Here is a 20,401-nt window from a genome sequence, read left to right as displayed (position 1 = left end):
AGGAAACAAATATGAAGTGGATTAACACCAAATCTCACACCTCTTGGTTAGATACTGAAACAGATCGTATCTTTGAATTCGGCCGTCGTTCAGTTGTTCCTAACGGATTTGGTTGGGTGGGTAACAACGGTAACATTCGTGAAGAGATGGGCACTCGTCTTTGGATCACTGCACGCATGCTACACTGTTACGCACTTGCTGCACACATGGGGCGTCCAGGCGCGTATGACCTAGTAGAGCACGGCATTGCTGCTCTTGAAGGCCCACTAAAAGACCACACTCATGGTGGTTGGTACGCGACAATCGATAACTCAGGCGATGGTATCGTTGACTCATCTAAACAAGGCTATCAACACGCATTCGTACTATTAGGTGCGGCAAGTGCGGTTACAACGGGGCACCCACGTGCTCACGCTCTACTTGATGAAGCGATTACCGTGTACGAAAAACACTTCTGGGTTGAAGAGAAGCAGATGTGTTACGAGTCGTGGGATCAAACGTGGACTGAAACGGAAGATTACCGTGGTGGTAACATGGCAATGCACTCTGTGGAGGCATTCCTAATCGTTTACGATGTAACCAAAGATAAGAAGTGGCTAGATCGCGCTCTAAACATCACTGAGTTCATGATCAACAAAACAGCGAAGAGCCTAAGCTACCGTGTAAACGAACACTTTGATGCTAACTGGAATCCACTTCCAGACTACAACAAAGAAACCCCAGCAAGTCACTTCCGCGCCTACGGCGGTACACCGGGTCACTGGATTGAGTGGGGCCGTTTAATCTGTCACCTACGTGCAACGCTATTAGAAATCGGTGCAGATTGCCCAGAATGGTTGCTAGAAGATGCAATTGGTCTGTTTGATGCCACTGTACGTGATGCATGGCATGTAGATGGCGCACCGGGCTTTGTTTACTCAGTTGACTGGGACGGTAAGCCAGTTGTGCGTCAGCGTATTCGTTGGGCTCCTGTTGAAGCGATTGGTACTGCTTACGCACTATACGCAGTGACAGGCGAGAAGAAATACGAAGATTGGTACCGCACATGGTGGGACTACTGCCGTACTTACCTCATCGACTACGAAGGTTGTTCATGGTGGCAAGAGCTTGATGTAAATAACCAAGCAGGTACAAGCGTAGTATGGGATGGTAAACAAGATATTTACCACTTAATGCACTGTCTAGTCATTCCTCGCTTGCCACTAACTCCGGGCCTAGCGCCTGCGCTTGCTGCTGGTCTACTAGACGTAAACCTTAAGTAATCATGGTTAGTTAAAAAATGCCTCGTGCAGTTCTAATGTATGTTGGAGCTGCACGTTTTTATTATATGCATAAGCTTTCTACCCAATCAGTCGACATTCCACGGTAACATTGCTTCTATCTTGTCCACCGTATCCGCTTCACCAATGCGTTCCAGCACATGTTGGATATAGGCCGCAGGTTCCAGCTTGTTGGCTTTCGCTGTTTCAATCAGTGAATAGCAGCAGGCACTGGCTCGGGCCCCTTGCGAACTGTCGGCAAACAACCACGCTTTTCTGCCCACCGCAAACGGGCGTATCGCATTCTCCGCCAGTGCATTGCTCATATTCAGGTAACCGTGCTCACAATAGCCGACCAGCGATGTCCAGTGATTCAACGTGTACTCCATCGCCTGGCGTGTCAGCGAACCTTTCATCAGTGAGCCAACATTCTGCTCCAGCCAAGTCTTGAATAGATTGAGTACGGGTGCACGCTGAGACTAAATGGTAACCGATTAGACAACCATTGATTGTTTATAAAGTCATGATCAGCGAAAATAGCCGCCAATTACGATTAACACGACGGATTTGACAAGCGAAGAACTGAAAAGAGAGTACTTCCAAAAGTGTGTACAAATCCGTGTACAAACTAAAAGAATTTATATATGGCAAACCAAGATTTTCTTAATGAAATCAACAAAAGAAGAACCTTCGCCATCATTTCGCACCCTGATGCCGGTAAAACCACCATTACTGAAAAAGTACTGTTATTCGGGCAGGCTATCCAGACCGCCGGTACGGTAAAAGGCCGTGGTTCCAATCAGCATGCCAAATCAGACTGGATGGAGATGGAAAAGCAGCGTGGTATTTCGATTACCACCTCGGTGATGCAGTTTCCTTACCAGGATTGCCTGGTTAACCTGCTGGATACCCCAGGGCACGAAGACTTCTCCGAAGATACTTACCGCACGCTGACCGCCGTGGACTGCTGCCTGATGGTGATCGACTCGGCTAAAGGGGTGGAAGACCGGACGCGTAAACTGATGGAAGTAACCCGTCTGCGTGATACGCCGATCCTCACCTTTATGAACAAACTGGACCGTGATATTCGTGATCCGATGGAAGTGATGGATGAAGTGGAGCGCGAGTTGAAAATCGCTTGCTCACCCATTACTTGGCCCATTGGCTGCGGTAAGTTGTTTAAAGGGGTTTATCATCTGTATAAAGATGAAACTTATCTCTATCAGAGTGGTAAAGGCCATACCATTCAGGAAGTGCGCATTGTGAAAGGGTTGAATAACCCGGATCTGGATGCCGCGGTGGGTGAAGATCTGGCCGCCCAGTTGCGTGATGAACTGGAACTGGTACAAGGGGCGTCCCACGAGTTTGATCAGCAAGCCTTCCTGGCAGGTGAACTGACCCCAGTATTTTTTGGTACTGCGCTGGGTAACTTTGGTGTTGACCATATGCTTGATGGGCTGGTGTCTTGGGCGCCCGCACCGATGCCACGTAAAACCGACACCCGCGAAGTGGTGGCCGCAGAAGAGAAATTCACCGGGTTTGTGTTCAAAATCCAGGCCAATATGGACCCTAAACACCGTGACCGTGTGGCATTTATGCGCGTGGTATCAGGCCGTTATGAGAAGGGGATGAAACTACGCCAGGTACGTATTGGCAAAGACGTGGTGATCTCTGATGCTCTGACGTTTATGGCAGGTGACCGCTCCCACGTTGAAGAAGCCTACCCTGGCGATATTATTGGCCTGCATAACCACGGTACCATTCAGATTGGCGACACCTTTACCCAGGGTGAAGATATGAAGTTCACCGGCATTCCGAACTTTGCCCCTGAACTGTTCCGCCGTATCCGTTTGCGTGACCCGCTGAAGCAGAAACAACTGCTGAAAGGGTTGGTGCAACTCTCGGAAGAGGGGGCAGTCCAGGTGTTCCGCCCCATTGCCAACAACGACCTGATCGTGGGGGCCGTTGGGGTGTTGCAGTTTGATGTGGTGGTTGCCCGCCTGAAAAGCGAATACAACGTGGAAGCGCTGTATGAGTCAGTGAACGTCTCCACTGCCCGTTGGGTAGAGTGTGATGACGTGAAGAAATTTGAAGAGTTCAAGCGCAAGAGTGAGCTGAACCTGGCGTTGGATGGCGGTGAAAATCTGTCCTATATTGCCCCCACCATGGTGAACCTCAACCTAACGCAAGAGCGTTACCCCGAAGTGGTGTTCCGCAAAACGCGGGAACACTAAGTCTTGTCAGTGTTGCCCCGCGTGATGAACTTTATGGATGAGGTTCATCACTCCTCAGCAGCATAGATCATTATGTGATGGTGGGATTTGTGCTTGTTTTATCCAGAGTAAACGTGGTCAGTAAATCTATGGTATTGACTACGTTGTTAGGAATACCGGCTCATTACATCACGATAGGCGAAGATTGAACGGTATCGGGCTGAACGTTGTTTGGTAACGTTAGGATCTTTGTTAAACACTGACGCATTTGCTGCAGTGTTCTTGGTTGCTCCAGAACTGCATAGACATTATTAAATTGCAACAAAGAATCCTTTAATGTTCCCTGATTGTTAAGTTGCGTCATAATAACCACTTTAACTTTAGGGGAAAGTGAGGGTAGTATATTCATAATAAAAGAGAGTCTCTCGCTCGCATTGTTACCGGTACTCTGCAACTCCAAAATAAAAACATCAATGTCCTGTTCGGGCTTTAACCATGATAAGTCGTGTGATAATTGTTTTTGTTCTGCAACGACATTAATAGATGAGATGGAGTTTAACTCTGCCAAAATCGATTTTATACCCTCGCGGGTGTAGCTGCATGAATGTTGTAAAAATACATTTGTTATTTTTTTCATGGTTAATTATTCCTGAGGTATTTTTATACATAGATATGATTTTATCTTGCATGTATTGGTGAATCTATCAGTACGCAGATATATACCCTTCTTACTTCAAACCGCTTGGGTGTTAGCTACGCTCAGTCACCCTAGTCACATAGTTGGCTATGCTCCTAGGGATTCCATTGCTTGCTGGCTTCAAGCAATTCGAAGTATTTTGGGTATAGGCCATTTCTGTACATTTCATTTCATGGCTATATTGAATTAATTAATAGTAATTAATAGTAAATGTTATCTTCCCATTAGCTGTTCCCGGAGTGACTTGAGGCGATGTTTGAATATAACGTGCAACCAAGGGGATGCTGACGTTGCTTCCCTGTGTGCTCAGCATCGCTTGTTGTGTTACTGAGTTAAAGTTAAATAAAGTGGGTGAACTTGCAGTGCCTGCAGCCACTTGAATCCCTACCCCACTGGCAGCATTTTGAGCGGATGTATCAATACTCATAATACCATTGGTTGCATTAATAACTGATGTATTTGGTGTTAACGTCAGGCTGATCTTGTTATTCACCGGAGTTCCTAATGATGAAGATCCACTCTCACTCCAAGAAACATAAGTATTCGACCCTGTATCAGGGTAAGTACCATAAAAGACAGGGCAGTTCGTCAGTTTGATACTTGAATCAATCCAACTGGTTGTCGAGTTGAGGCCTGTAAATTTTTTAACATCATAATTCCCCAATGACACTGATATGTCTGGGGTGGTACAGGTTCGAGATACGATATTGATAGCACCAGTAAAACAAGCTGAAACAGCAGGAACCACAGAGCCTGCCTGGCCAAGTTTATGGGATATGCAAGGCAAACTGGCTCCGGTTAAACTACCAGGGCTGACATTGCCTATTTTTATCAAAGAAATATCAAAAGTGAACCAACTTGGGCCATAAGTCAAAATGGTGCTATTACTACCAGCTAAATTGACTGTGAATGGGAAGGCAGTCCCAGCATTCCATATGGCAATGCCTATCCCTGGAATATTTGTGTTATAGACATGCCCTGGGTAGGGGGAGCCACTCCAACTTGAAAGTGGATAAGGGGTAACAGTCACTGCACGCTCCAGTATAAACCCTGCTGTCGTAGTGCATTCCACCATCTTATCATTAAAGCTCGGCTTGTATGTTTGCCGGTATATAACTGTTCCATTCGCTGTGTCTGGCCCTACGGTAATATTACTGGCCTGAAGCGGAATATTCATATTCAGTGGGGGGGACCTAGATGCCATGGAGCAAGATGCACTCACTGACTTTATCACTATTATTTGTAATAATAGGCACATTAAAATAATTTTTTTCATAAAGTTCACCTTTTAATTACTCTAAGAAACTGAGGTGGAAGTATCTTGTCTGTACACAGGTGACGGTTTTAGCCCTGAGAACGAAACTGACCAGCATTAATAGTAGACTGTACTGCGGCCAAGTGATTAGGCTTATCAGTAATAACTTCAGGGTGCCTATTATTGCTATGTTGTATTGCATATCATTATTCTCTTGTTATTGTTACACCAATAGTGTGGAGTCTGTGGATATCACTATCGGGTGGTATTCAGTGTTGTGGGGACATTGCCGGGGATTTCTACCCGGGCCAGATGACCCGTTTGTAAGGACGATGTGTCTGGCTGGCATACAGAATTAAACTGCTGCATCGGCGTTTGTTTCTGCTCTTTGGCTACCGGCATCAGGATATAACTGACACGACACTGCATATCACTGCCATCTCCCCATTTCACGCTCAGTTGCCCCTTATCTTCAACCACACGTGCATATAACTGCCCCCCCTGGCCGACAGAACCAACGTTGTTATCTTTGTTATCAAACACATCAGCGCCAAAGGGTAGGGGTTCTCCTTGATAGGTGGCATTCACCAGAATTGGCGTACCCTGCTTGGTGTTGTATTTCACTTTCACTACTGCACCGGAATACGGTGCTACTTTCTGACTGGTATTATCCAGCTCGACATTGGCCGCCGTGCCCTTCGGATCGATACTGATGTCATTCATCTGGTATGGGGTCAGGTAAGGCACCAGTGCATAGCCATGTGAATCCACTTTCACCCCAGGATACGACGAGACACCAGCCCCTGCTGCCCCTTTGGCCTCGACCAGCGCAAAAGTATCGGAGGTATAGGGCGTAAAAGTTACTCCCCCCGAATGCGCGACGACCGTGCCGCTTATCCCAGCGGCGGCACTTTGGTAACCTTTACCGGTACTATAAGTTCCGCTTAAGGCCGTAGCCGGAGTACGGTAGTTACCGCTCACTGACCCACTAGAGCCCATACTCTGGTTAGCGTTCATTGCCGTCACACCGTAGCTGAACTGGCTTTCTGCCCCGGCAGTGCCGGACACGGTGGCCTGCTGACCGTAACGGCCAGTACTGTCATGTGACAAATCCATACGCAGTTGTGGTGTGTGCGTTTGGTCATTGCGCCCCAGTGGCAGGCTGAAGCTCAGCAGATAGTTGGTTTGTGCGGTACCCAGGCTGGAAAAACTGCGATTGATGCTGAAACCATACGACAGGCTTTTGTAATGGTTGTTGTACCCCATTTGGTACTGCTTATCGCTACCGTCTTTATTCCAGTAGTTCTGCAGTGAGCCACTGATATACAATTGACCCCAATCACCCGGCAACCCTTGGCTGGCGGTGGCCGTCAGGCGGTTTTTAGCCCTTGAAACTGAATCTGGCGAATACCCTTGCGCTACCGCATCGCGGGTTTGCATCGCGGTCATAAAATCCATATAGCCATCGGTGGAGAAGCGGTACGCTGCCAGCGACAGGTTGCTGTTAGTCTCGCTGATAAGCTTACTGTAGCTCACCTGATAACTTTGTCCGCTGAGACTGTTGCTCGACGAATGTTGGCCGTTGTCATCGTTACTGCTCCCCAGTTGTGTCCGGGCCTGAGTGATATCAAAGGCAACTGCCCCAATAGGGGTACCCACCGCGGTGCCGAGTTGCAACGCGTAGTAGTTTTTACTAACTTGCAAACCAGTATAACCAGTAATGGCGTTGGTCAACCCAAGCTGATAGGTAGTCTGGTAGAGGGCTGGCTTTTCACGCAGATTATCGCTGCGCAGTTTACCCGCTGTAAAAGAATAGCGTGATGAGCCCGGGCGCAGCAATTGTGCTACCGAGGCATAGGGCACGGTGAAGGTTTGTACCGTGCCATCTGATTCACGAACCGTTACGTCAAGGTTACCGCCGTAACCAGTGGGGTACAGGTCATTAATCAGAAACTCCCCCGGTGTAACGGTGGTTTCATACAACACCTGACCGCCCTGGCTCACGGTGACACGCGCGTTGGTGCGCGCAATCCCGCGGATATCTGGCGCATAGCCACGCAGGGATTCCGGCAACATCCGTTCGTCACTGGCCAGTTGAATACCGGTGAACGGCAGTGTGTCAAACAATTGACCGGTAGTATTCGACTGACCCAACAACATCTGTCCCTTGACCTGCGGAATATCGCGCTGCAGATAGGTATTAAGGTTGCTGTACTGGCTGGGTCCGTTACTCATCTGGCTATAGGAACCGTTGTGGCGTAAATACCAGGCTCCAACGTTCAGCCCCGCATTCACTCCGGCAAACAGTGAGTTGAAAGTGGTGCCGTGCGATTCGCTGGTATAGCCATTGGCGTTATAACCGAGCAACAAGGCTGGCACGCCGCTGTCCCATAATTCCGGGCTGACGGTGCCTTGGGCTGTACTTAGCATATATACCTGGGGAATAAGAATATCCAGACGCTGCTCACTACTGTCGAAATTGACCTGGGTTTCTGGCAGTTTAGCCTGAAGATCCAGGCATTGTTCTGACTTATCTGACGAGTGTAAAAAATCCTTGGGTAATTTCTCGTAATTAAACGCGATATTTTTAATTAGCTCTTTTGTTAGGCAGGGATACACGGATTTGTCCGCCCGCACCTTGAATTCAATATCAATATTACTGACTGGCTGATTATTGACATAGACGTTAGTTTTATATACACCGGGTAATGCCGAAGATCCATTGGCAAAACGGCTCAGATCAACTGATTTATTATCATCAATATTTAGGAACGAAGGATCGAATTCCACATTCTTTGCGATGGGCGCTGGTGTATTCACCGCATTAATCTCATTTTCAGCAATAGCACTATCCATAAAAAAGGTTGATAGTATAGCCATGGCTAAAGGAGATAAGCAGCTGTGGATATTCTTTTTCAAAGAATTTGACATAAGATGTCCCTTCAAAATATTTTTCCCAAATAGTGATGGTATTATTATTTAATAATATTAATGCGTTGAGCGTTGTTATTTTATAACGGTACTGAACTCCCTAATTGCGCCATGATCATCAACGAAATCACCGGATAAAGTATTGCCGACCTGTGCTGGTAAATTAAACGTCATGGTGGCATGAGGTGCGATCATATCCCCCTCAATTTTCTTGCCGTTAACTGTCAGGGTGACCATGGACACATAATAGGGTGTCGGGTTTGATGCTTGAATCCGATTACCTTGCGCACTCCAGGTGACTGCTTTGGCGGCATCATTGGCGTTGCCTTGTAGCCCGGTAGGGCGATAAAACAATTTGATACGTGAGCGGAAGGCCATCTGCAGGCGATTTTCTGCTTCTTTTGCTTCATTTTTAGCGGGTACTTCCAAGACGTTGAGCCAGAAGACCGACTCTTTATCCATAGGAAGCGCCCCACCGGTATAGCTTATCCGTAGCGTCTGGCCTTTACTTGGATCTATCCGGTTCATCGGCGGCGTCAGTACAAAAGGCACCTGAATGGCGGAGGGTTTAGCATTGGCGTCCCCTTTGTCGATCCAGCTCTGAACAAGAACGGGGGAAGAGCCCACATTGCTTAGCTTAACGCTGACTTCCTTGGCATCTGATGGATAGATTACCCGTGTTCCGCTGATGACCACGCTGGCCAGACTGTTGGAACTAAATAAGGCAATGACAGCGAGTCCACATAGTTGCCGAATATTTAGTTGCCGAATATTGCAAAAAAGAAATGTCATAATATATTCCTGAAAACTGGGAGAGGATTTTCCTCTCCCAACATCTTATTACTTGTACTGAATTGAATAGACAACGTTACTGACTACGGTACCAGCAGTGGTTGCACCATCGGCGTAATATTCCACTGCGTACGGCAGGGTGGCGCTACCGCTTGATACATCTACATAGCTAGCGCTACCTACTTGACTGGTATTACCGGCTTTGATCACGGCTTGCGTAGCACTTAAACCGTCACGCAGTTGCAGACTTACATTTGTCGCAGTACCTGACAGGTTTTTCAAATGGCCGGTGACTAGGTCAACGGAAGGACCTGCTTCAAAGAAGGCCGATGCTGTTTTCAGCGTACCAGCACAGTCGGTTAGTGCCATATCGAAGCTAGTGCGTCCTGCAGTTTGGGTTGCAGCAGTTAACTGGTTGGTACCTACGGTTGGCAGTATCACCGTCCCATTTGCGCCTCCTCCATTCACGTTAACGTCACAGGTACTGGCGGTTAATTCACCGTTAAAGGTGATGGTACCCGTTGAGGCAGCCTGAGTTAGGCCAATAGAACCCAATACAGCAGCTAAAGAAACAACAATTGCTAACTTTTTCATATATATTCCTACTTACTTTGTTAAGCCATTCTAATATCCATTAAAATGGCGGGTGATTACCTATAAGATATAGGTGTCTTTTGTGGTTGTTAATACAACACACAGAGTAATAAATTAATATAAAATGGATGTATTCTTTACCACTAAAATTCATTGTTGGTTGTGAATATTAATCAAATGTTAATTTGCCATTCTTAGTTAAAGTATTAGATTGATGAAAATTAATTTAAAGCATAAAAAATCACCAGCATTAATTTTTGCCAGAATATATTCTTTTCATGCTTCAATTCTTTTTGGGTTTTAACTGCGCTCTGCCCCCCAGTCGCATAGTTATCTATGCTCCTCAGAATTTCATCATTCGCGGTTTACAAGCAACGAAAATTATTTTTGGTATGTATGGCTATGGTTCAGAGAGAAGAATAACTAGATATAAAGCATCCGAATCAGATGGGGCTATTTTAAACTTTAACTCAACGGAGTCAAATAACTGTAAAAAAAGTTTTCATGCTTGTTTCTGTTTTTTGTTGGGGTATAATTTCGTTAATTTTAATTAAATAGAATTAAATATTATGAAATTAAATAAAATCAGCATAAAATTCCGCTTATTTATTTAGTCACTCATTCTTATTTTGTTAGCGTTAAGTGCTTTTTTAAATTAAATTACGATATTTTATGTTGATTATAGTGGCTTTCCCATAAGGTTTGATACTTAAAGCGACTTTTTATCAAAATTGATTTTGGTTTAGCTAAACCCTGTTTTTCATAATGCCATGAATTTAATTGATAATATGGCCTCTCTGGACTGTTTGATTGGAAATGGGAAGAGTCTCTTTGCGACCCAAAGGGTGAGCGACGAGTCGGTTATTTTGAGTTTGCCGGGTGAAGGGATGCAACTGTATAACGTTACGGTTTAGAACGACATTTTGTTATACAGGAAAAACGACAATCTGATGACGATACCAGTGAGAAAACAGGGGGTGCTGTGAGCTACATTTTTACAGATACCCATTGTCACTTTGACTTTCCCCCTTTTAGTGGTGATGAACCCGCCAGCCTACTCCGGGCTGCTCAAGCGGGCGTGCGGCAGATTATTGTGCCAGCGGTCACCGCTGAAAATTTTGCCCGTGTGCTGCAGTTAGCCGCTGACCATACGCCGTTATTTGCTGCATTGGGCCTACACCCGTTGTATATCGCCGAGCATCAGGATCAACAGCTGGAGCAACTGGCCGGTTTACTGGCCACCAAGCCCGCCAAACTGGTGGCGGTGGGGGAGGCGGGTTTGGATCTGTTTATGGCCAACCCACAGTTTATGCGGCAACAAGCGTTGCTCAAGGCGCAACTTAAGTTAGCCAAACAGTACGATCTGCCGATGATTTTGCATTCCCGCCGTAGCCATGATCAACTGGCAGCGATCCTACGCCGATGCGATGTTCCCCGTGGTGGGGTGGTGCATGGTTTTGCTGGTAGTTTGGCGCAGGCCGAGGCGTTTGTTGGCTTGGGTTATTACATCGGTGTTGGGGGCACCATCAGCTACCCGCGTGCGCAGAAAACCCGTAGCGTGGTGGCTCAGTTGCCACTGAGTTGTCTACTGCTGGAAACGGACGCACCAGATATGCCATTAGCCGGTTACCAAGGGCAAGCAAACCGGCCAGAGCGGGTGCTGGAGGTGTTTCAGGCTCTTTGCCAACTTCGGCCAGAACCGCCAGATGAAATTGCTGAACATCTCCAGCAGAACGCCTGTTCCCTGTTTGCATTGAATTAACGGCGCTTTTTGCGATTGAGATTGACTCATATGGCAGTCAATCCCCTGTGGGCGACATGTTTACGGCTTGAAATGTGCGATACATCACATTAAGTGGCATTGGTTTACCTCAAGTTGTATATGTTTGTGACATAAATCGAGTCTTGCGATAGTTGGCCCAGTATAATTGCGCAGGTTATCACCCTTAGGCTATTCGTTACATTGAACGGCACTTGGGGTTTCTTTTTCGCAACAGGGGTATTTTCCATGCAACTCATCATGAGCCTGGTCGGTATGATGGTACTGATCGCCATTGCTGTGCTGCTTTCCAGCAACAGACGCGCCATTAAGCTGCGTACTGTGCTCGGTGCTTTTATTATTCAAGTCGCTATTGGGGCGTTGGTCCTTTATGTCCCGGTGGGGCGGCAAATTCTTGGCGGTATGTCGTCAGGGGTGACCAATGTCATCGCTTACGGTAATCAAGGGGTCAATTTTATCTTTGGCGGCCTGGTTTCCGACAAAATGTTTGAAGTCTTTGGTGGCGGCGGTTTTATCTTTGCATTACGTGTGCTGCCGGTGATTGTGTTTTTCTCTTCGCTGATTGCGGTGCTCTATTATCTGGGGATTATGCAGTTGGTGATTAAAGTCCTCGGTGGTGGTTTGCAGAAATTGCTGGGCACTTCGCGTACTGAATCACTGTCAGCCACCGCCAATATTTTCGTCGGTCAGACCGAGGCCCCGTTGGTGGTGCGCCCCTATATTGCCACCATGACCCAGTCTGAGCTGTTTGCCGTGATGTGCGGTGGCTTGGCATCTGTAGCGGGTTCGGTATTGGCGGGGTTCTCACAAATGGGCGTGCCGCTGGAGTATCTGATTGCGGCTTCATTTATGGCAGCACCGGGTGGGTTACTGTTTGCCAAGCTGATGATGCCGGAAACGGAAAAAACCCGTGATAAAGATAATGCCTTGGATTTGCTCACCGCAGAGGATCGCCCAGCCAACGTGATTGAGGCCGCCGCTTCAGGGGCAGCATCTGGTATGCAACTGGCACTCAATGTCGGGGCAATGTTGTTGGCCTTTATTGGGTTGATCGCGTTACTCAACGGTATCTTGGGGGGCGTTGGTGGTTGGTTTAATTATCCACAGCTCTCGTTGGAGTTGATCCTGAGTTGGATTTTCTCCCCACTGGCTTACCTGATTGGTGTGCCGTGGCATGAAGCCATGACGGCGGGTTCATTTATTGGCCAAAAAATCGTGCTTAATGAATTTGTGGCCTTTATGAACTTTAGTGCTTACCTGCGTCCAGACGATGTGGTGGCAGCTGCCGGGTTACAGGTACTGTCACCCCATACCAAGGCGATTATCTCGTTTGCGTTGTGTGGCTTTGCCAATCTCTCTTCGATTGCTATTCTGATTGGTGGTTTGGGTGGCATGGCCCCTAATCGCCGCCAAGATATTGCCCGTTTCGGCTTGAAAGCCGTGGCAGCGGGGACGCTTTCTAACCTGATGAGTGCCACTATTGCCGGGTTCTTCCTGGCTTTGTAACGACGAACAGCAAGGCGTCAGGTTATCGATAAGGGCAGGCCTGCGGGTCTGCCCTTATGTTTCAGAAGGTCTGGCTGTTTAATGATGATATCTGATGCGACCTAGTTACAACGTGAATTCCCAGAACGGATAACATCATTTTGCGTGATAAAAGTCACAAAAATTTATGTTATATTGCAATTCGTTTTACTGTGTTGTGATGTTAATCACTAATGACCTGGCGTTATCATGTTCAAATAGTACGACAGGCTATTCAATATTGAAGGGCTATACCCAAGCTTATTCAAGTTTGCAGGTAGGCGGCAATCGAATGAATCCCTAGGAGCATAGCTAACTATGTGACTAGGGTGATTGAGAGCAGCCAACAACCCTGCAGTTTGAAGGGCGCCGGGTATATACGCGGTGAGAAGGATCTCAGTTGCCGCCGTGAGGTACTCATCTCATGCGCTATCTTCAAGGAACCAAGTCCGCTCGCCAACACCAAAGTGATAAGTTGGAGAGTTTTATGACTGAATTAACCACCTCAGTGCTATCTGCGCTGAATTTACTCGCATTTAACCAAGATGACACCAACAGCAACGTGTTGGCCTGTTGTCGTCAAATGGGCAGCCAGGCAGGTTACCCTGCAGCAATCGGCATTTCCCCCGTGTTTCCCTCAGTCAGCTTGAATAGCCCTGAATAAATGCCTTTTTAATAGGAGGATGCCTTGTTCCTGGCACAAGAAATAATCCGTAAAAAACGTGATGGTCAGCCACTGAGCGAAGCGGAGATCCGCTTTTTCATTAATGGGATCCGTGACAATGTGGTTTCCGAAGGGCAGATTGCCGCACTGGCAATGACTATCTACTTTCACGATATGACTATGGCAGAGCGTGTGGCGCTAACCATGGCAATGCGTGATTCCGGCACCGTGCTGGACTGGCAAGATTTATCCCTCAATGGCCCGGTTATAGATAAGCACTCCACTGGTGGGGTGGGGGATGTGACCTCATTGATGCTTGGCCCAATGGTGGCCGCCTGTGGCGGTTATGTACCGATGATCTCTGGCCGTGGTCTGGGGCACACCGGCGGTACACTGGATAAACTGGAATCCATCCCGGGTTTTAATATTTTCCCTGATGACCCGCAATTCCGCAAAATCATCAAGCAAGTGGGGGTGGCGATTATCGGCCAGACCAGTTCGTTGGCTCCGGCAGACAAACGTTTCTATGCCACACGCGATATCACTGCCACCGTTGACTCAATTCCACTGATTACTGCCTCTATTTTGGCGAAAAAACTGGCGGAAGGGCTCGACGCTTTGGTGATGGATGTTAAGGTTGGTTCCGGGGCTTTTATGCCGACCTATCAACTTTCAGCAGATTTGGCGCAGGCGATTGTTGCTGTGGCCAATGGTGCTGGTTGCAAAACCAGCGCATTGTTGACGGATATGAGCCAGGTGTTGGCCTCCAGTGCCGGTAATGCCTTGGAAGTGCGGGAAGCGGTGCGTTTCCTGACTGGGGAATACCGTAATCCACGCTTGTTGGAAGTCACCATGGCGCTGTGCGTGGAAATGCTGCTCTCTGGTGGTCTGGCGCGCGATGAGGCGGATGCCCGGGATAAATTGCAGACGGTATTGGATAATGGTCAGGCAGCGGAACGCTTTGGCCGTATGGTGGCCGCGCAGCAAGGGCCGGTCGATTTTGTTGAGCGCTACCAACACTACCTGCCGGAGGCGACACTCAGTAAGCCGGTTTATGCTGAACAGCCAGGAATCATTACCGCTATGGATACCCGGGCGTTAGGTATGGCGGTGGTTGCTCTGGGGGGCGGTCGCACTCGCGCGGCTGACAGCATTGACTATAGTGTTGGCTTGACGGATATGGTTCGCTTAGGAATGTGTGTGGATAACCAGCAACCGTTAGCGGTGATCCACGCCAACGATGAACAGAGCTGGCAACAGGCCGCAGATGCGCTACGTAATGCGATAGTCTTGGGTGATCAAGCCCCAGAGGTGACACCGGTGGTGTACCAGCGCATCGCTCAATAATTTATATCAGTTGCAGCCAATACTGTTGCAGCCGAAATAACCAAGTGTGAAAGCACGCAGGAGAGATAATGAAGCGTACATTTATAATGGTATTAGACTCATTCGGCATTGGTGCCAGCGAAGATGCCGAGCGTTTTGGCGATCAAGGCTCTGATACTTTGGGCCATATTGCTGCTGCTTGTGCGCGTGGTGAAGCCAATGTGGGTCGTAGTGGCCCGTTGACGTTGCCAAATTTGAGCCGTTTGGGGCTGGGTAAGGCGGCAGAAGAGTCTAGTGGCCACTTCCCGGTGGGGCTGGATAACCATGCCGAGATTATTGGCGCCTATGGTTATGCCAGCGAGCTCTCATCGGGCAAGGATACGCCTTCTGGGCATTGGGAGATCGCCGGTGTGCCGGTACTGTTCGAGTGGGGGTACTTTTCTGATCACCAGAATAGCTTCCCGCAGGCCCTGCTGGATAAGCTGGTTGCCCGGGCTAATCTGCCGGGTTACCTCGGCAACTGTCACTCTTCCGGTACGGTGATCCTTGATCAACTGGGTGAAGAACATATGAAGACCGGCAAGCCGATTTTCTACACTTCTGCAGACTCGGTATTTCAAATCGCCTGTCATGAACAGACCTTTGGCCTGGAGCGTCTCTACCAACTGTGTGAAATCGCCCGCGAAGAGCTGACGCAAGGGGGTTATAACATCGGTCGGGTGATTGCGCGGCCATTTGTCGGTGACCAACCGGGTCACTTCCAGCGTACCGGTAATCGCCACGATCTGGCTGTTGAACCCCCGGCACCGACGGTGCTGCAAAAACTGGTGGAAGAGAAGGGCGGAGAAGTGGTGTCTATTGGCAAGATTGCCGATATCTATGCCAACGTGGGGATCACCCAGAAAGTAAAAGCGACCGGCATTGACGAGTTGCTGGATGCTACCTTGGTCGAGATGGAAAAGGCCGGTGATAACACCATTGTCTTCACCAACTTTGTGGATTTTGACTCTTCCTATGGGCATCGCCGTGATGTGGCCGGGTATGCTGCAGCACTGGAACAGTTTGATCGTCGTCTGCCAGAATTACTCCAGCGGGTGACCGGCGATGACATCATTTTTTTCACCGCCGACCATGGTTGTGATCCTACCTGGCCAGGTTCAGACCACACCCGTGAGAATATTCCGGTGCTGGTTTATGGCCCGCAAGTCAAACCCGGTTCATTAGGCCACCGGAAAACCTTTGCTGATATCGGCCAGACCGTTGCCGTTTATTTTGGTCTGTCGCCGATGGATTATGGTCAATCGATGCTGTAATAACGCCAACATCCGTCGTCTGGCTACCCTCTGAATGACGACGGAAATCTAACAATTTGACGTGGAAGGAAAAGAAAATGGCTACACCACATATTAATGCCGAAATGGGCGATTTTGCTGATGTTGTCCTGATGCCGGGTGACCCGTTACGGGCTAAATATATTGCAGAAAACTTTTTGGACAATGCGGTAGAAGTTAACCAGGTGCGTGGCATGCTGGGATTTACTGGCACTTATAAAGGCCGCAGAATTTCTGTTATGGGCCATGGTATGGGCATCCCTTCCTGCTCTATTTATGCCCGTGAGCTGATTGCCGAATTCGGCGTGAAGAAGATCATCCGCGTGGGTTCCTGCGGTGCGGTACGTGACGATGTTAAACTGCGTGATGTGGTGATCGGTATGGGGGCTTGTACTGACTCTAAAGTGAACCGTATGCGCTTTAAAGATCATGACTATGCGGCTATCGCCGATTTCGACATGGTGCGCAATGCCGTTGATGCCGCAGCAGCGCAGGGAATACCGGCGCGGGTAGGTAATATTTTCTCCGCTGATCTGTTTTACACCCCAGACCCAGATATGTTCCAGGTGATGAAGAAGTACGGCATTTTGGGCGTGGAAATGGAGGCGGCAGGTATTTATGGCGTCGCAGCAGAACTCTATGAAGAGTTTGGCTGTAAAGCGCTGACTATCTGTACCGTATCCGACCATATCCTGCGTCACGAAGCGACCACCGCCGATGAGCGCCAGACCACGTTTAACGAAATGATTGTGATTGCGTTGGAGTCGGTGTTGTTGGGGGATCAGGAATAAGATACCCACGAGTAGGGGCACACCTGCGAGTGTGCCTCATAAATTTAGGGTAGAGGTTACTTGGGGGGCTCACCCGCATTATCTTCTACCGCAGGCTCAACTGTGGCCTGTTCTTCTGCCAGCGGTGTATTGGCAGTCAGCAAGTAGGGTGACTGCTGCCAGTTGCTACGGCGCCCTTGGAGTAGTGTGTGCGCCAGAATAATGCCGATAGCCAGCGCCATCAGGATCATCAGGCGCAGCAGGTTAGTGGTGTTATCCACCTGCTTGGATTCTGTTGCCAGCGTATGGGTATCCAGCGTAACGCGAATAAAACCCAGCGGCCCCTCTTTACTCTCAATCGGTTCCACTAACTGATGGGTGAAATAGCTGCCCGCACGTTTACCATCCAGTGACAGGCGGTCACGAACATTAATCAGCTCTCCTGCTCGGACAACAAGTGAACCATCCAACTGATAGACACTGGCATCCAGAATTCGACTATGTGCGGTCAACTGCTTGAGAATAGCGTCAATATTCTGACTATCAATATTGCTGTTATCCATTAATGGCACCAGGCTGAAAGCAACTTGCTTGGTTAGCGTTTGTGCCAATTCTTCCACCTGTTCAGATCGCGCCATTTGATTACTCAGGCTAAAATAGGAGGCGCCCTGCATTAACAACACCAGTAATACTAGGCAAATCAAGATAATAGCAGTGCGATGCAGGCGGAATTTCAGTTTAGCTTTAGCCATAAGGCTTCCTTCAACGATTGGACGCTTTATGTTGCCAGAACCGCCAACGATAGGATAGTTTTACCCACTCTCTTTCAAGTTGCTTTTTTGTGGTTTGAAGTGACGTATTGATGCGCGTTTTTTCAGGAGTAAATGATGCCAAATAGTCTGACCTATTGTGATCTTCCCGCTGAGATCTCTCAATGGCCGGGGCTACCGCTTTCGCTAAGCGGTGACGAAGTGATGCCACTGGATTATCGTGCCGGTAATACCGGTTGGCTATTATATGGCAGAAAACTGGATAAAGCGTGTATCACGCAGTTCCAGCGCAAACTGGCCGTCCCGATGGTGATTGTCACCGCCTGGTGTGTGGAGGACTATCAGATTGTCCGTCTGGCGGGGACATTATCGACACGCGCCAAATTGCTGGCGGCGGAGAGTGGGTTGGATGTGGCGCCGTTGAGCCATATTCCGCATTTGCGCACCCCGGGTTTGCTGGTGATGGATATGGATTCAACGGCCATTCAGATTGAATGCATTGATGAAATTGCCAAGCTGGCGGGGGTGGGTGAGCAGGTAGCCGAGGTGACTGAGCGTGCGATGCGCGGTGAGCTCGACTTTGCCGCCAGTTTGCGCCAGCGAGTGGGCACACTAAAAGGTGCTGATGCCAATATTCTCAAGCAGGTACGGGATGAACTGCCATTGATGCCAGGGTTGACCAGTCTGGTCCATAAACTGCAGGCGCTGGGTTGGCATGTCGCCATTGCCTCTGGCGGGTTTACCTACTATGCCGAGTACCTGCGTGACAAGTTGAAGCTGGTTGAAGTCGCGGCCAATGAGTTGGAAATTCGTGACGGTAAATTAACCGGTGAAGTGTTAGGGACGGTGGTGGATGCGCAATATAAAGCCAATACCCTACAGGCACTGGCTGAAAAGCTGCAGATCCCGCCACAACAAACGGTGGCAATTGGTGATGGTGCCAACGACCTGAAGATGATGCAGGTTGCTGGGTTGGGCATTGCCTACCATGCCAAACCCAAGGTTTATGAGCAAGCGCAGGTGTCGATTCGCCATGCTGACCTGATGGGCGTATTTTGTGTACTCAGCGGCAGTTTGAAATTTGATTTGAGGTAACTTGTGGCAAAAGCAGCCAAACGAGCGTTTGTGTGTAATGAATGCGGCGCAGATTATCCGCGTTGGCAGGGGCAATGCAGCGCCTGTCACGCCTGGAACAGCATTACTGAGGTGCGTCTGGCTGCTGTCTCTTCTTCGGCTGCTCGCAATGAGCGCTTCAGTGGTTATGCCGGGGAGACCGGGATCAGCAAAGTACAGAAGCTTTCGGACATCAGTCTGGAAGAGCTGCCGCGCTTTTCCAGTGGTTTTGTCGAGTTCGACCGCGTGTTGGGTGGGGGCGTAGTACCAGGCAGTGCGATCCTTATCGGCGGTAACCCCGGGGCCGGGAAAAGTACCTTGCTGTTGCAGGTACTGTGCAAACTTTCCCAACAGATGAAAACCCTGTATGTCACCGGTGAAGAGTCTTTGCAGCAGGTCGCGATGCGTGCTCACCGCCTTGGCCTGCCTACCGGTGGTTTGAATATGTTGTCGGAGACCAGCATTGAGCAGATCTGCCTGATTGCCGAGCAGGAACAACCCAGGCTGATGGTGATCGACTCGATTCAGGTGATGCATATGGCGGATATCCAATCATCACCGGGGAGTGTGGCGCAGGTGCGTGAAACCGCGGCTTATCTTACTCGTTTTGCCAAAACACGCGGTGTCGCCATTGTGATGGTGGGCCATGTGACCAAAGATGGTTCACTGGCTGGCCCGAAGGTGTTAGAGCACTGCATCGATTGTTCGGTACTGCTTGATGGTGACGCCGATTCCCGTTTTCGTACCTTGCGCAGCCATAAAAATCGCTTTGGTGCGGTCAATGAGCTGGGGGTGTTTGCCATGACCGAGCAGGGGCTGCGTGAAGTGAGCAATCCTTCTGCCATCTTCCTGAGCCGGGGGGATGAAGTAACCTCGGGGAGTTCGGTGATGGTGGTATGGGAAGGAACCCGACCATTGCTGGTGGAGATACAAGCGCTGGTGGACCATTCAATGATGTCTAACCCGCGCCGTGTTGCGGTGGGGCTGGAACAGAATCGCCTGGCGATTTTGCTGGCGGTATTGCACCGCCACGGTGGTTTGCAAATGTCCGATCAGGATGTGTTCGTCAACGTGGTCGGCGGTGTCAAAGTGAGTGAAACCAGTGCTGACTTGGCGTTGTTATTGGCGTTGGTTTCCAGCTTTCGTGATCGCCCATTGCCAAATGATTTAGTGGTCTTCGGGGAAGTGGGGTTGGCAGGGGAGATCCGGCCGGTGCCAAGTGGTCAGGAACGTATTTCTGAAGCAGCCAAGCATGGTTTCAAACGAGCAATAGTCCCGCACGCCAATGTACCGAAAAAGCCACTGGCTAATATGCAAGTATTTGGGGTCAAGAAACTGGCGGATGCCTTGAGTATTCTGGATGAGTTTTAATAGGCCGTAAT

Annotated in this window: 16 protein-coding genes and 1 pseudogene; 10 read left to right on the top strand and 7 right to left on the bottom strand. The window is 48.9% G+C overall.

The annotated features are described in order from the left end of the window. Positions 1-11: 11 nt before the first annotated feature. The gene (locus IO95_RS14225) at positions 12-1,262 is read left to right on the top strand and encodes an AGE family epimerase/isomerase (protein WP_037385714.1); all 1,251 of its coding nucleotides are present in this window, start codon (positions 12-14) and stop codon (positions 1,260-1,262) included. An 86-nt stretch (positions 1,263-1,348) separates the two neighbouring features. Here the strand turns inward: IO95_RS14225 and IO95_RS14220 are convergent. Next, positions 1,349-1,726: pseudogene (locus tag IO95_RS14220) on the bottom strand (transposase); the annotation flags it as partial. A gap of 177 nt (positions 1,727-1,903) precedes the next feature. Here IO95_RS14220 and prfC point away from each other — a divergent pair. Further along, positions 1,904-3,493: a peptide chain release factor 3 gene (gene prfC, locus IO95_RS14215; RefSeq protein WP_023492444.1), complete on the top strand. Its 1,590-nt coding sequence runs from the start codon at positions 1,904-1,906 to the stop codon at positions 3,491-3,493. Positions 3,494-3,656: 163 nt separating this feature from the next. Here prfC and IO95_RS14210 read toward each other — a convergent pair whose 3' ends face one another. From IO95_RS14210 to IO95_RS14190, 5 genes are all read right to left on the bottom strand, one after another. Continuing rightward, complete coding sequence (locus IO95_RS14210) at positions 3,657-4,109, bottom strand: hypothetical protein (protein WP_037385711.1); 453 nt, start codon at positions 4,107-4,109, stop codon at positions 3,657-3,659. Between the two features lie 250 nt (positions 4,110-4,359). Continuing rightward, complete coding sequence (locus IO95_RS25245; RefSeq protein ID WP_023492842.1) at positions 4,360-5,445, bottom strand: fimbrial protein; 1,086 nt, start codon at positions 5,443-5,445, stop codon at positions 4,360-4,362. Positions 5,446-5,679: 234 nt separating this feature from the next. Further along, the gene (locus IO95_RS14200) at positions 5,680-8,355 is read right to left on the bottom strand and encodes a fimbria/pilus outer membrane usher protein (protein ID WP_023489416.1); all 2,676 of its coding nucleotides are present in this window, start codon (positions 8,353-8,355) and stop codon (positions 5,680-5,682) included. 75 nt (positions 8,356-8,430) lie between these two features. Next, on the bottom strand, positions 8,431-9,147 hold the full coding sequence (locus IO95_RS14195; protein WP_023489417.1) for a fimbria/pilus periplasmic chaperone: 717 nt from the start codon (positions 9,145-9,147) through the stop codon (positions 8,431-8,433). A 48-nt stretch (positions 9,148-9,195) separates the two neighbouring features. Further along, entirely contained in the window at positions 9,196-9,741 is a 546-nt protein-coding gene (locus IO95_RS14190; protein ID WP_023489418.1) for a fimbrial protein, read from the bottom strand. A gap of 982 nt (positions 9,742-10,723) precedes the next feature. On the opposite strand from IO95_RS14190, the gene IO95_RS14185 reads away from it, so the two are divergent. From IO95_RS14185 to deoD, 6 genes are all read left to right on the top strand, one after another. Further along, positions 10,724-11,503 carry a TatD family hydrolase gene (locus IO95_RS14185; protein WP_023489419.1) on the top strand — a complete coding sequence of 260 codons (780 nt, stop codon included), beginning with the start codon at positions 10,724-10,726 and terminating at the stop codon, positions 11,501-11,503. A gap of 258 nt (positions 11,504-11,761) precedes the next feature. Then, positions 11,762-13,027, top strand: a complete 1,266-nt coding sequence (locus IO95_RS14180) for a NupC/NupG family nucleoside CNT transporter (protein ID WP_200874174.1) — start codon at positions 11,762-11,764, stop codon at positions 13,025-13,027. Positions 13,028-13,532: 505 nt separating this feature from the next. Next, entirely contained in the window at positions 13,533-13,709 is a 177-nt protein-coding gene (locus IO95_RS25640; protein WP_160165618.1) for a hypothetical protein, read from the top strand. Between the two features lie 24 nt (positions 13,710-13,733). After that, positions 13,734-15,056 carry a thymidine phosphorylase gene (gene deoA / locus IO95_RS14170; RefSeq protein WP_023489422.1) on the top strand — a complete coding sequence of 441 codons (1,323 nt, stop codon included), beginning with the start codon at positions 13,734-13,736 and terminating at the stop codon, positions 15,054-15,056. Between the two features lie 68 nt (positions 15,057-15,124). Then, on the top strand, positions 15,125-16,348 hold the full coding sequence (gene deoB / locus IO95_RS14165; protein WP_023489423.1) for a phosphopentomutase: 1,224 nt from the start codon (positions 15,125-15,127) through the stop codon (positions 16,346-16,348). A 77-nt stretch (positions 16,349-16,425) separates the two neighbouring features. Next, positions 16,426-17,157 carry a purine-nucleoside phosphorylase gene (gene deoD, locus IO95_RS14160; protein ID WP_037385708.1) on the top strand — a complete coding sequence of 244 codons (732 nt, stop codon included), beginning with the start codon at positions 16,426-16,428 and terminating at the stop codon, positions 17,155-17,157. A gap of 56 nt (positions 17,158-17,213) precedes the next feature. Here the strand turns inward: deoD and IO95_RS14155 are convergent, their stop codons facing one another. Then, entirely contained in the window at positions 17,214-17,888 is a 675-nt protein-coding gene (locus IO95_RS14155; RefSeq protein WP_023489425.1) for a YtjB family periplasmic protein, read from the bottom strand. 135 nt (positions 17,889-18,023) lie between these two features. Between IO95_RS14155 and serB the strand changes: the two genes are divergently transcribed. Together serB and radA are read left to right on the top strand one after the other, a co-directional pair. Further along, entirely contained in the window at positions 18,024-19,001 is a 978-nt protein-coding gene (serB, locus tag IO95_RS14150; protein WP_023489426.1) for a phosphoserine phosphatase, read from the top strand. Positions 19,002-19,004: 3 nt separating this feature from the next. Then, on the top strand, positions 19,005-20,390 hold the full coding sequence (gene radA, locus IO95_RS14145; RefSeq protein WP_023489427.1) for a DNA repair protein RadA: 1,386 nt from the start codon (positions 19,005-19,007) through the stop codon (positions 20,388-20,390). The last annotated feature ends 11 nt before the right edge of the window (positions 20,391-20,401 follow it).

This window comes from Serratia sp. DD3 (genome assembly GCF_000496755.2).
The sequence above is the reverse complement of the archived record's forward strand: the minus strand, read 5'-3'. Positions and strand labels throughout refer to the sequence as shown.

Bases quoted from the DNA above. Each gene is read 5' to 3' on its own strand.
- IO95_RS14225 (WP_037385714.1), top strand. From the start codon at position 12: ATGAAGTGGATTAACACCAAATCTCACACCTCTTGGTTAGATACTGAA.
- prfC (WP_023492444.1), top strand. From the start codon at position 1,904: ATGGCAAACCAAGATTTTCTTAATGAAATCAACAAAAGAAGAACCTTC.
- IO95_RS14210 (WP_037385711.1), bottom strand. From the start codon at position 4,109: ATGAAAAAAATAACAAATGTATTTTTACAACATTCATGCAGCTACACC.
- IO95_RS25245 (WP_023492842.1), bottom strand. From the start codon at position 5,445: ATGAAAAAAATTATTTTAATGTGCCTATTATTACAAATAATAGTGATA.
- IO95_RS14200 (WP_023489416.1), bottom strand. From the start codon at position 8,355: ATGTCAAATTCTTTGAAAAAGAATATCCACAGCTGCTTATCTCCTTTA.
- IO95_RS14195 (WP_023489417.1), bottom strand. From the start codon at position 9,147: ATGACATTTCTTTTTTGCAATATTCGGCAACTAAATATTCGGCAACTA.
- IO95_RS14190 (WP_023489418.1), bottom strand. From the start codon at position 9,741: ATGAAAAAGTTAGCAATTGTTGTTTCTTTAGCTGCTGTATTGGGTTCT.
- IO95_RS14180 (WP_200874174.1), top strand. From the start codon at position 11,762: ATGAGCCTGGTCGGTATGATGGTACTGATCGCCATTGCTGTGCTGCTT.
- IO95_RS25640 (WP_160165618.1), top strand. From the start codon at position 13,533: ATGACTGAATTAACCACCTCAGTGCTATCTGCGCTGAATTTACTCGCA.
- deoB (WP_023489423.1), top strand. From the start codon at position 15,125: ATGAAGCGTACATTTATAATGGTATTAGACTCATTCGGCATTGGTGCC.
- deoD (WP_037385708.1), top strand. From the start codon at position 16,426: ATGGCTACACCACATATTAATGCCGAAATGGGCGATTTTGCTGATGTT.
- IO95_RS14155 (WP_023489425.1), bottom strand. From the start codon at position 17,888: ATGGCTAAAGCTAAACTGAAATTCCGCCTGCATCGCACTGCTATTATC.
- serB (WP_023489426.1), top strand. From the start codon at position 18,024: ATGCCAAATAGTCTGACCTATTGTGATCTTCCCGCTGAGATCTCTCAA.